The 11,210-nt window shown below is 43.5% G+C and carries 12 protein-coding genes; 6 read left to right on the forward strand and 6 right to left on the reverse strand.

Annotation, left to right across the window (positions count from 1 at the left end):
* The first annotated feature begins 245 nt into the window (after window positions 1-245).
* The 3 genes from DN062_RS18465 (at window position 246) to tnpB (ending at window position 1,812) form a co-directional block, all read left to right on the forward strand.
* Complete coding sequence (locus DN062_RS18465; protein WP_133256734.1) at window positions 246-719, forward strand: hypothetical protein; 474 nt, start codon at window positions 246-248, stop codon at window positions 717-719.
* 586 nt (window positions 720-1,305) lie between these two features.
* Complete coding sequence (gene tnpA, locus DN062_RS02265; RefSeq protein ID WP_205126626.1) at window positions 1,306-1,530, forward strand: IS66 family insertion sequence element accessory protein TnpA; 225 nt, start codon at window positions 1,306-1,308, stop codon at window positions 1,528-1,530.
* Window positions 1,531-1,590: 60 nt separating this feature from the next.
* Entirely contained in the window at window positions 1,591-1,812 is a 222-nt protein-coding gene (gene tnpB / locus DN062_RS02270; RefSeq protein ID WP_112157123.1) for an IS66 family insertion sequence element accessory protein TnpB, read from the forward strand.
* 343 nt (window positions 1,813-2,155) lie between these two features.
* Here tnpB and DN062_RS02275 read toward each other — a convergent pair whose 3' ends face one another.
* Window positions 2,156-3,085 (reverse strand): ADP-ribosylglycohydrolase family protein, encoded by a 930-nt coding sequence (locus DN062_RS02275; protein ID WP_205126627.1) that lies wholly within the window; start codon window positions 3,083-3,085, stop codon window positions 2,156-2,158.
* A 99-nt stretch (window positions 3,086-3,184) separates the two neighbouring features.
* On the opposite strand from DN062_RS02275, the gene DN062_RS19035 reads away from it, so the two are divergent.
* Together DN062_RS19035 and DN062_RS02280 are read left to right on the forward strand one after the other, a co-directional pair.
* On the forward strand, window positions 3,185-3,307 hold the full coding sequence (locus tag DN062_RS19035) for a hypothetical protein (RefSeq protein ID WP_275668085.1): 123 nt from the start codon (window positions 3,185-3,187) through the stop codon (window positions 3,305-3,307).
* A 37-nt stretch (window positions 3,308-3,344) separates the two neighbouring features.
* On the forward strand, window positions 3,345-3,722 hold the full coding sequence (locus DN062_RS02280; protein ID WP_112157127.1) for a DUF2237 family protein: 378 nt from the start codon (window positions 3,345-3,347) through the stop codon (window positions 3,720-3,722).
* Between the two features lie 174 nt (window positions 3,723-3,896).
* Here DN062_RS02280 and DN062_RS02285 read toward each other — a convergent pair whose 3' ends face one another.
* Genes DN062_RS02285 through umuD form a run of 4 tightly spaced genes read right to left on the reverse strand, consistent with a single transcriptional unit; the run spans window position 3,897 to window position 7,606 of the window.
* The gene (locus DN062_RS02285) at window positions 3,897-4,136 is read right to left on the reverse strand and encodes a helix-turn-helix domain-containing protein (protein WP_112157129.1); all 240 of its coding nucleotides are present in this window, start codon (window positions 4,134-4,136) and stop codon (window positions 3,897-3,899) included.
* A 49-nt stretch (window positions 4,137-4,185) separates the two neighbouring features.
* Window positions 4,186-5,853 (reverse strand): VRR-NUC domain-containing protein, encoded by a 1,668-nt coding sequence (locus DN062_RS02290; RefSeq protein ID WP_112157131.1) that lies wholly within the window; start codon window positions 5,851-5,853, stop codon window positions 4,186-4,188.
* A gap of 42 nt (window positions 5,854-5,895) precedes the next feature.
* Window positions 5,896-7,164, reverse strand: a complete 1,269-nt coding sequence (umuC, locus tag DN062_RS02295) for a translesion error-prone DNA polymerase V subunit UmuC (protein ID WP_112157133.1) — start codon at window positions 7,162-7,164, stop codon at window positions 5,896-5,898.
* 7 nt (window positions 7,165-7,171) lie between these two features.
* Entirely contained in the window at window positions 7,172-7,606 is a 435-nt protein-coding gene (gene umuD / locus DN062_RS02300; RefSeq protein WP_112157135.1) for a translesion error-prone DNA polymerase V autoproteolytic subunit, read from the reverse strand.
* Window positions 7,607-7,897: 291 nt separating this feature from the next.
* Between umuD and DN062_RS02305 the strand changes: the two genes are divergently transcribed.
* A complete protein-coding gene (locus DN062_RS02305; RefSeq protein WP_205126628.1) occupies window positions 7,898-10,054 on the forward strand; it encodes a hypothetical protein in 2,157 nt (718 codons plus the stop codon).
* A gap of 472 nt (window positions 10,055-10,526) precedes the next feature.
* On the opposite strand, the gene tnpC is transcribed toward DN062_RS02305, so the two are convergent.
* A partial coding sequence (gene tnpC, locus DN062_RS02310) for an IS66 family transposase (protein ID WP_133256735.1) occupies window positions 10,527-11,210 on the reverse strand: 684 nt, incomplete at its 5' end.

Here is an 11,210-nt window from a genome sequence, read left to right on the forward strand (position 1 = left end):
TAAATCTGGATTGCTGTGTGTATTATGATCGATTTGTTGGAATATTAAACTATGCTGGATGCAAGTTTGCAGCAACTTTTCAGTTCTTTAACATGATTTATTGGAAAAGAGTGATTTAATGGCACTGCACACAGGTGTAAAGAAATAAAATTCAACAAGTTAACTTCAAAGTCAATAGATATGAAAGTTAACGGGATAGCATTTATAATTTTTATTGAGACAAATTTTTTAGAGAGGTTTTTAAATTGTTAAATATTGAAAGCTATATCGATATACTTAAGAATGAAAATCAGACAAAAATTCTTTCCCAAGAAGGATCCCCTGTTTCTATATCTGCTTACAAATCAATATATGTTCCGGATTTTGATTCTGATCCTGAGTGTATAATGCATTCCCTATTTTTTAAGAATTCTACACATAAAAGGATTGTTGCCTTAAAATTTGGAATAATGGTTTTTGATGCGTTTAACAGTTTTCTTAGTAAGTTTTCTGCAGTGTCTATTGACGATATTGAGCCTAATAAAACAGTAGAAAATAGCTGGAATCAAAGTTGCAGTTCACCATGGTTGTATCAAACATATGGAACGGGAGTTGTTTATCTTGATTCGGTCCGTTTTGAAGACAGCTCATTTTGGTATTTTGATGAGTCAGAGGTTTTAGATCAGATTAAATTAATTGAAGACTCATTAACAAAAGATAGCCTAAAGGATAAAAAATAATTTTAGTAAGTTTTGATTAAGTGGCTGGTAAGTTTTTTAGCTACCAGCCAGTGCTGCATTTTGGGTTGCTGTATTTATTTATATAAATATTGATGCGTTTGGTGCAGGTTTTTATGTTAGGCTTTTAGGAAATCCTTATAATTAAATAAGAACTTATCATTGCTTTACTTATTGACAAACAAGACCTGATTATAAATCCGGTCACAGGTCAGCCAATAACGGGTGCCTTGCTTTTTAATGCGTGCTTTAGGGTTTCCGTAAGCTGGGCAGGGTGTTTTCATCGATGTATTTGTTTCACATACACCGCACTGAACGTAGTATCCGTATTTGCCATAGTGAGCGGTAAGTTTTTCAGTTTCGACACATTTCTTGCATGCTAAACTGGGCGGTTTTTCATTATTCGGTTGTTCTTTAATAGCCTCTATTTTTGTTACGATAGGCTATTCAATTGTTTCAGATTCTAACATTTCTGCATGATTTGTCGAATATAATTCGTTTGTAGTTACATTTGATCATTTTAGTACGTTCTGCCCCTCGCATTCATCGCGCGATAGTCTAGCCTCCTATTTATTCAGGAGAGTATCATATGAAACACAATACCCGTCATATTCTAGAGCAATTGCAGATCTTTATTTATCAGTGGAAGAACAGCGGTCTCTCCACTGCACGTTTTTGCGAGGAGCAAGGCTTAGGCTATGGCAGCTTTTGTGACTGGCGCAAGCGATTTATCAATGAACGTCCAGTCAGCTCCCAATCCCAGCGTTCAGAAGAGGCTGCATTTATTGACCTTGTCAGGTGGTCATGCAGGTAGCGGCTGGTCGATCGTGCTAAGTTTAGGCGAGGGTGTCGAGCTTCGCCAGAGTCGTCCCTGATGTTTGCGCCCGGCAACCTTGCTCGGATCTGGCTTTGCAATCAACCGACTGACATGCGCAAGTCATTTCAAGGATTGAGTGCATTGGTGAAGAATCAGCTTAACGATAACCCGTTGAGTGGTCAGTACTTTGGCTTCACCGGTCAAGAGCTAGACGAATATTTTGCTTGTGTTGGTAATGATCAGGATCGCGCTGAATACGGCCGCCACCTGATTAAGTGATTAGCTCAGTCGTTAGAAAGTGAGTTCGGCACTGGTTTCTCTTAACGACAACTGGAGCTGAGCAGCCAGTTTTACCGCTGCTATCCAATTGCGAACACGCAGTGTACGCAATTGAACTGGTTCAAGCATCGTTTATTGATTCGCATGCCGATGCTGACAAGCGTGAATATTACCAACTATAGGCGGAAAAAATGGTTGGAGTGGTAAGGAGTTGGAGCGCTAGACTAGTGCTCAGCTTTTGAGTGTTTATTGGTCAGTAACAGATCCATCAACGTCTACAATGGCGTGTTTGTAATTCATTATTGAACTCCGTAAAAACTACTCAACGTGCGTTCTTTTCGCTTTAAGTTGCAAGTCTCTCCGCAACCTCTAGCGCATCGACTGGCCAGTAACGTTCTGGTCTTGGTTGATATACGTCAGGTTTTCCCTGTTCAGGTCTGCAGGTCAATATGGAGGAAACCCATTGCCGAGGAATGGCGTCAATTCCGTGGACGGCACCCAGTAACGCACCACAGATGGCCGCATTAGTGTCGGTGTCTCCACCTCGGCCGACGGTATCGACTAAGGCTTCTTCGAGGGAAGGGGCATGCAGAAGCTGCCAAAGTGCGTTTTGAAAAGCGATCAATACCCAGCCTTGCTTATCAATAAAGTCTGATGGTGGCATAAAAGTGGCGTCGCCGATGACCGCTTTTAGCTCAAAATCAACATCGAGATGTTCAGCATAGTTGTGAATCAGTTCATAGACCTCTGGAGCTGAAAGTCCTTTTTGAATGGCTCTGGCGATAGCTAAGACAAATAAAGCATTAGCTTGCTGACAAATTTCATGTGGATGGGTTAGGGCAGCATCCTGCATAGCCCAATGGATAATGTCCTGATCGCTTGATTCAGCTGTAAATATGGCCAAAGGGCTGATCCGCATTAAGGCACCATTGGCCTGACTGTTCGAATTGGGAGCCCCTTTAAGACCATCAGCAATCGTTAAACCGCAATCGAAGGGTCGTGAGTCAATCCAGCCTTGATAAGCCTTAAATGCTTCGTTGGCATCATAATGACCCAGCCTGATCAGCATTCTGGCTAGATCGAGTGCCATTTCAGAGTCATCAGTCGGTTGGCCCGCCAGTGTGTTCCACGTACCTCCGTTCGCTAATTCACGGACACCTTGCGGATAGAGCTTGGTGATGGTTTGTGCATCTTTAAACTCTACCAAACTACCGAGCGAATCACCGGCCAGTTGCCCTATAAGGCAACCTTGTGCACGTTTAATCTTTTCCATCGTCATGCCGAGTCTTTGTTAATTTGGGTATACTCAATGCCTAAATTGTAACAGTTTGAATCATGAAAACATCCGCTTAGTTCCGAAGGCGGCGTCAGTATGAACGCTTTACAATATTATGGTTTGGCTTTTGAAGGGCATTTATACAGAGTTTATCAAGGATCTGAAGAGTTCATCTCTGTGAAGGTCGAGTTCAACCGCTTGATCCATCAGCCTACTTAACTCGGATAAACTATTAGATTTTGACAAAGGAAAGCTCATGAATGCATTTCAAAAACCACAAAAGCTCAATGTGTTGAATAAACCTTTAGTATCTTGTTGCCAGAGCCCTATGACTGGTTTTTTTCGTGATGGCTATTGTCGTACCAATGAACAGGACTTCGGTCGCCACGTGATCTGTGCACAAATGACGGAAGAGTTTCTTGCCTTTACCAAGAAACAGGGCAACGATCTCTCTACACCTGTCCCTGATTATGGGTTTCCGGGTTTACAACCAGGTGATCGATGGTGTCTTTGTGCTGTTAGGTGGAAGGAGGCGTTGGAAAATAACTGTGCTCCACCCGTTTTTTTGGAAGCCTGTGAAATAGCGGCGCTGTCTGTGGTGTCGTTAGAAGAACTCCTTAAGCATCAGGTTTGATCGGCTTCTATGGCTTCGTACATCGAATACGGCTCATAACGAACTTCATTTGGCGCAAATTAATGTACAAATCAAGAGTTCATAACCTGTAACGGTCGTACGCTTACTTTCGAGCAACCATGGTCATAGATAGCCTTTATTTATAGGGCCATCTAAGTGCATAGAGTCTGTACCTTAATTCATTTTCTGTGGCTTTAGACTGAGTTCATATCCACATGCATGAGCATATTTCAAAAGAGTTGACCAACTTGGGTTAGTGTTCCCAGTTTCTAAACGACTGACGTTACTTTTTTGTGTATGCATTTTTTCAGCAACCTGCTCTTGAGTGAGTCCTGCTTTTGATCTCATACTTAGCAATTGATCAACTAGGCTGAACTCGGTCTCTAGCAGGTCATACTCGTTTTTAACTGCCATGGTAAATCTCTATGAAAGCACCTGTAGCAAGCGACTTTTAATGTGTAAGTCAGTTATCCCATTGCACCTTCAATACACTTACGGGTATACCTTGTTGTAGCATTGTCTGGATCCATAAGCGTTGATGATCTTGCAGTCGATCACCTGGACCTTTTATTTCGATTAATTGATACAGTTGTTTAGCATGGTTCAGCAAAATAAGATCAGGCATTCCTCGACGGTGGTTGCGAAGATCTAACAACAAGTGTTGGAATATGGCGGCTAAGTGGGCCGCTGGAATGATGGCTAAGACGCTTTCGACCAAAGATGATGGAAGGCTTGGCCAGTGTATTAATGAACAGCTAATACCTCGCTTTTGCTCCAGTCGCTGTAAAATAACGTGTCGGTAATGCCCCGTTTTAAGCTGTATGAATCCCTCATCTAGCCATCTGGATCTTTGTTCATTGAATCTTGGCCTATATAGATCGGCAGGGCTCGATTGAAATGGATTGAAGAAAGCCCCTCGTATTGGTGCAAACAGTGCGGGCCAGAAGAGCAATGCAAAAAGTCCGATAAAAAGTCGGTTTTCAACATGGAATAGTTCAGTGTTTGCATCCGACAGTGACGAAATCACAGCCATTTCTACTCGGCTCTGATCATTTCTAGGGAGAAGGACTGACTCTATGGGGATGTCGATGGGATCAGGCACACTAAACTCAATCTTTGCTTTTCGTGCACATCTCTGTTGAATTCTCTGAAGTCCAATTCGGATCTCAGGTTGAGCGATTTGGTCGTAGGCCTCCTTTGTCCATTGAAAAACCTGCTCGGGTGATTCTCGCTTCTCAAGCAATCTGAGGGCACGAAGCTGAGCTTCCCGATGCTGACTTTGCTGATATAGGTCTAATGCTAATGCTGTCTGCTGCTGACGTTCAGCTTCACGACCCAATATAAAAAGCACCTTCTGGCGACGATAGTCGATCCAGTCACAGCCAATAGCCGGTGGCATGGATTGAGACAAGGTTTCAATTGATGCACCTTGAGTCGATTGATCCTGTATTTGATATAGCTGCAAATAGAGATCTACTTCGGACCGGCTTTGAAAAGGCCGTGATTCTGGGGTCAAAGGGACTGACTCGAACTTCTGCAGTCCGAGTTCTGTCAGAACGAACTCTGACCAACCCTGATGAAGATTGCCAAAAAACATCAGTTGTAAACGGTCGAAGGTGTTTTGACAGGTCAATTTGATAATTGCAAAAGGAGCTTCAGGCCACCAATCATTGAGTGGCTGGGTCTGGTCTATGGAGAAAGAGGCTAAGAGCACGTTAATCAAGTGAGTCTTACTGATAGAAGATGGTAACTGTTCAGTCGGAAGAAGGTATTGGCTGAGTATTCGGCACTCACCACGTCGGCTCATAGAGCATAGTTCTTCTATGGTTAGTTTTGGTTGAGCTGTGATCAAGCCAGCATCAACTAATGCCTGTATCGCTTCGTCAAGATCAGGTACCTCTGCATAGTGTAAGGCATCCGTTCGAAATAACTCGCCCTTGCGCATCACCATGCGAATCAATAATGCTTGATAAGCCTCATCCATGGATAAAAGTTGCTCTAAGGCTCGATGCTCAATAGGCAGCAAAAGATCAGCATAATGGTTCAGGCAAATACGAGTGACCTGTTGGGCATTGCGCAAGTAGTAGAGCGGGTTATCCAGTGATGTGGGTGTCAGAGAACTAATATTCATGATTCTATACTACGACAAAATTGGGCGTAAGTGATCTAGGTGCTATCGCACTTTTGGCAAATCACTCCACCGCGTGGTGTAACAGGGGGATAGGTTTTCACGTTTCATCTGCCAGTTTTGCGAAATACCATCCCGGGCGAAGGTGAGTTGTCCTTTTTTCTGGCGATTGATCTTGTCTAACGTGGCCATCAGTTTCGTTGATCGGCCATCGACAGGCTCTATATCAAATAATCCCTGTTGTGAAATAGACTTATCATAAAAGTCACTGAGCATGACGCCTGCCTTCATAAATGCATAACCATTTTTCCAGATACTACTGAGCAATTCGTTTGCTATGCTGATCAGTACTCGCGTATCACTGGACGGTTGCGTCAGTGTTCTGGAAACGCTGTTGGAATACTGCGGTTGGTTTTGATTGAAGACGTTGGTACGAAAAAATACCGTCACCACACCGGCATTCATTCCTTCATTACGTAGCTTTTCAGCGGCTTTGGTCATGTAGCTACTGATTGCCTGACGCATATCAGACAATTTCGTAATTCGCTGGCCAAAGGAGCGTGAAACAACGATCTGTTTTTTGTTTGGAGGGGTGTCATCAAACGGAATGCAGGCGATCCCATTCAGTTCTCTTACAGTTCTCTCTAGGACCACAGAGAAGTGTTTTCTGATCCACGCAGGGTTGGCATCTGCCAGATCTAAAGCTGAAGATACTCCAAGCTCTTTTAGCCGCTTACCGATACGCCTGCCAACTCCCCAGACATCGCCGACATCGGTAATGGCCATCAAACGTCGCTGACGTTGAGGATCTGTTAGATCAACCACTCCACCGGTTTTCGGGTACTTTTTAGCCCCCTGGTTTGCCAGTTTTGCAAGCGTTTTGGTGTTAGATATGCCAATGCAGCAGGGAATGCCAACGTCTCTTCGCACTGTATCTACAACTGATCTCCCATAACGCTCCAGCGGTCCCAGATTTTCCATACCGGATAAATCGAGAAATGCTTCATCGATTGAATAAATGAAGACACTTGGAGCTAAGCGCTCAAGAGTTGTCATAACCCGATTGGATATATCAGCATAGAGGGTGTAATTCGAGCTAAATGTGATGACGCCATGCTCTTGAATGACCTCTTCAATTTCAAATCGAGGTGCTCCCATCTTGATACCGAGCGATTTAGCAGATGGATTGCGAGCCACGGCACAGCCATCATTATTCGATAAAACGATGCAAGGCTTATCCACCAAATCAGGACGAAATAACAGTTCAGCGCTGACATAAAAAGAGTTCATGTCACATAAGGCATAGATCGGCATATAGTTCTTACCTCTGCATGGTTCTCACGAGATGTGTGACCACCCCAAAGAGTTGCAATTCAGAGCCATCTTTGAACTCAATGGGTGCATACTGCCGATTTTGAGGTAACAGGCGCACTCGTGGTTTTAATGCCAGCGTTTTGACCGTGAAAGCACCATCGACAGCTGCCACAACGGTATCGCCATGTTTAGGCTTAATCGAACGGTCCACCACTAAAATATCACCCGCATAAATGCCGATCCCATTCATCGAATCGCCATCACAGCGAACCATATAAGTTGATGAAGGGCGGGGGATACAGAGTTCATTCAGATCAAGACGCGTATCCTCATAGCCGGAAGCTGGACTAGGAAAGCCGCAGGGAACTGATTCACTGTACAGAGGGATCGCTACTTTACTCAGCGTATCCGCATCAACCGATCCTAACAACGTCACGTTCATAACACACTCGATAAATATACTGGTTAAATATACAGTATAGAGCAGTCTATGGTGTGTTTCGAGATGTAGTGCATCAATTTCGATAGTTATTGAAGAGGTGGTTCGCTAATTAGCTCTGTGTTTGCTGATAGATGTGCAATTTTGTTTTGCGCAGAAGTGTTGAAAATTGAAGTTAGTAGATCTGCGTTACATTGGCTGACTAACCTAATTGTAAACTTATGGCATAATCAAATTAAATCTTCTTCTACTAGCAGTAAACAAATATAGCGGCAGCGCAATCTAAGGATGCTCATGCAAACAGATCAGCAGGTTCAATGTAAGCAATACTATGAATCAACGTATGTTGGATTTTTAGAGCGTATTAATGAGAAGCCCAAGGCGCTCGATGCCTGTCTGCAACGTTACTTGAATCAAAAACCTACAGGTAAGAAGCTGACCTCATCCGATAGAGCTCTAGGGCTTATTGACTCAGAGTTTTGGTCAGATCAGGAGTCTGTCTTTCAATCCAAACATGCAGCTTTAGCGCTCAGTAAAGTGTTAGGTCATGATGAAAAGGTATCTGCTAGTGCTGTTCTGTGTATAGCCAAAAGAAACCCAGAAACCATACGATGGGCAATCCGCTATTCCGGCTTGTTTGAAAACCAAAAATCAAGACTCTGGCAGAGTCTCCGAAAAGAGTTAACTAACCAAGAATGGCAAGAGTTTTTCTTTGTTTGTGACAGCCTTCTTGAACCGATTGAATATTTCGATCAACAGATTGATAAGGCAGAGTCAGAGTTAAAATCACTCAGTTTGATAGAGCTACTATCATATATGAGTGTTCTAGCATCTGACGATATCTTTGAAGATGAATCAGTAAGCCAATCCCAACATCGTTGGTACGTATATGATCGCATTATCAAAAGAAAGCTATCCGCATGCACAGCAAAGGATTTTTACCTGACTGACTCGATCCTAGGTAAATCTTTAAAAAAACATCTGTCACCCATACTTTTCCCCACTAAATCTGGATCAAGCGGTTTGTGTGAGCGAAAGCTATATGCGCTTGCAGTGCTTGTTGCTGCATCATCTGAACGTCTTGATTACGAGTCTTCAATTGACTGGTTTAGGTTTGATCCTAATTGTGCCTATCAAATGGCTCCGGGCGAGCCTGTCATTTATAACGTCACCGATAGTGGGCAAAAAACGTGGGAGCAAACAGAGAAAAAAACTAACATGCTATGGCTGTATTGGATGAACCGTGCCACTCTGGCATTTATGGATAGTGACCTTCTTTTTCAACAGATTGGCTCAGCTGAGAACCACGAATTGAATCGGTTCGCCTATATCAAGGCCATACGCAGCAAGATTCAGCTACAGACCATATATGGATTAGCAGAGGAAGTCGTAGTAGAGGATGGAAAGAAAGTCCCTCTGCTGCAACTCATGCTAGCAAGTGAGTTGATCTCAACTTTCTTTCAAACTGACTTTATCGAAGCATTGAAAGAAGCTAGAGCTCAGACATCGACTACTGTTGAGGCACTCACCCTGATTGCTTTTAATGGAGCGGTGATGGGTGAGAACCGTTTTCCAATGACATGGTCAACACCACTAGAAAAAGCGAGAAAAATTAAAGGCTGGACGGTCTGTGATCAATACCCTAAGGGTAATCTAGATGTCGCACTATCCATACTGAAGTTTTGGACCTATGACCTAAAAAGCTTTTCAAGCACTAGTGAAACGCACCAAGGAGTCACACCCAGAATCACTGAACGGCCCTTTTACCGGATCGGAGACTTTAGTTTTCAGTTTCCATGGGTTAATGGCCAACAAAATAATTTGACGGCAGCCGTTAACAATCTCAGACGACTCGGTGCAAGACGATCAGAAGTAAAGACAGAAACTAGACAAGTTGAACAACAGTTGGCAATTTCCCTTCAAGCAAAAGGCTTTAAAGTTGTGGTTGGCTATCAGCCGCAAGTGACAGAAGATGATCCCGGTGAAGTCGATCTGATCTGTTACCTAGATGGCGTGTTACTTATCTTAGAAGTGAAGTCGGGTTATATCCGCAGCAGTAAGCGAGAAGTGTGGCTGCATAAGACCAATACGATTCGTAAAGCCGCATGGCAACTGGCTCGAAAACAAGAAGCAATTAAAAAAGCCATCAAAGATGACCTAACCTTGGCAGCAGGCTTACAACTCGATCCATCCCGTGAACATTTCAATATTCATTGCTGGATTGTCGATACGTCAATTGAACTCGATGGACAAATTATTGATGATTTTTTGGTAGTGTCTCGTGAAGTGATGGAGGTGGTGCTGCGTGATGAAAAGCATTTACTAAGCAGTGTTGCATATATAGACGTAGCAACGAAAGAGAGTATGTTTAGCAACGGCTTCAGTCCCGTGAAATTTGTCGAACACATTGTGTCTGGAAATATCTGGAGTGGGCTATTAGAAAGCACTTAAAACTAATTAGGATTATGAGGTAATTCTAAAGGGCCAGATGGCAATGGGCCAGCGATCACTCTGGACATTGTTTGAGACGGGATAATGTTTATCGAATTTATTATGTTCGAATTTTCGGTACTGTTGTTAAGTGATTAACATACACTTTTGAGATAATTCACTGAAATAGATAGAAAATTCACGATTTAAGAGTTTGTTTGTTTCGTCCAGTTTATGGGCCATGTATTCGCAGAGCAGAAGGTTACAGTGTGACACTATACTTTCTGGAAGTTTTCAGTAAATTATTCTGGTTCATTACGTACAGGCGGACAGGACAGACACACCTTTAGGTGTGTCTGTCCTGTCCGCCTGTACGTGTGAGTGAACTGACAAATTTAAAAGCAATTTCCATGGGAATAATAGGTCATTCCTTGCACTCCGTACTCTCGAAAGTAACAGTGTTTTCGACGTAAGCGTCAATCCAACCACCCAGTTACATCAACTCAGGATTTAAGCTAGCGTTCCAAGGCAACAGTTTCTCGATAGCATCCACACTCTGCGCGTTGGGCAGTTCTTTGAAGACCACTTTTAAATACTCATTCGGGTTCAGACCATTGGCCTTGGCTGTCTCGATTAAACTGTACAGGTTAGCACTGGCTTTGGCGCCCGCCTGGCTATTTGCAAAGAGCCAGTTCTTGCGGCCCACAGTGAAGGGACGGATGGCATTTTCTGCTCGGTTGTTATCAATCGGATAAGCACCATCATCCAGATACCGGATTAACCGATCCCACTGAGAGTGAAGATAATACAGTGCCTTGCCAATCGCCGTTTGCGGTGGCACCTGTGGCAGACTTTTTTCAAGCCAAGCGTGTAATTTATCAATCATAGGTTTGGCATCGTCTTGTCGTCGCCGGTAGCGTTCATCCGATGGCTGATCTTTCAGGGTTTTTTCTAACGCATATAACTTCTGTATAAAGGCTAACCCTTGATCGGCTTTACCGGTTTTCCCTTTTTTCTGTAGCGCTTTGGCATCCATCAGCTTGCGTCGGGCATGGGCCCAACAGCCTAAGCGGGCAATCTGGTAGTCAGTACAGGCTTTTCCATAGCCCTCATAACCGTCTACCATGATGGCGTTCACGGTTTCATCCAGTAGAGACAGCGGCACTTCCTGACGACG

This window comes from Nitrincola tibetensis (genome assembly GCF_003284585.1).
GTDB lineage: Bacteria > Pseudomonadota > Gammaproteobacteria > Pseudomonadales > Balneatricaceae > Nitrincola > Nitrincola tibetensis.

Bases quoted from the DNA above. Each gene is read 5' to 3' on its own strand.
- DN062_RS02305 (WP_205126628.1), top strand. From the start codon at position 7,898: ATGCAAACAGATCAGCAGGTTCAATGTAAGCAATACTATGAATCAACG.
- DN062_RS02290 (WP_112157131.1), bottom strand. From the start codon at position 5,853: ATGAATATTAGTTCTCTGACACCCACATCACTGGATAACCCGCTCTAC.
- tnpB (WP_112157123.1), top strand. From the start codon at position 1,591: ATGTTTGCGCCCGGCAACCTTGCTCGGATCTGGCTTTGCAATCAACCG.
- DN062_RS02285 (WP_112157129.1), bottom strand. From the start codon at position 4,136: ATGGCAGTTAAAAACGAGTATGACCTGCTAGAGACCGAGTTCAGCCTA.
- umuC (WP_112157133.1), bottom strand. From the start codon at position 7,164: ATGCCGATCTATGCCTTATGTGACATGAACTCTTTTTATGTCAGCGCT.
- DN062_RS02280 (WP_112157127.1), top strand. From the start codon at position 3,345: ATGAATGCATTTCAAAAACCACAAAAGCTCAATGTGTTGAATAAACCT.
- DN062_RS02275 (WP_205126627.1), bottom strand. From the start codon at position 3,085: ATGGAAAAGATTAAACGTGCACAAGGTTGCCTTATAGGGCAACTGGCC.
- umuD (WP_112157135.1), bottom strand. From the start codon at position 7,606: ATGAACGTGACGTTGTTAGGATCGGTTGATGCGGATACGCTGAGTAAA.
- DN062_RS19035 (WP_275668085.1), top strand. From the start codon at position 3,185: ATGAACGCTTTACAATATTATGGTTTGGCTTTTGAAGGGCATTTATAC.
- tnpA (WP_205126626.1), top strand. From the start codon at position 1,306: ATGAAACACAATACCCGTCATATTCTAGAGCAATTGCAGATCTTTATT.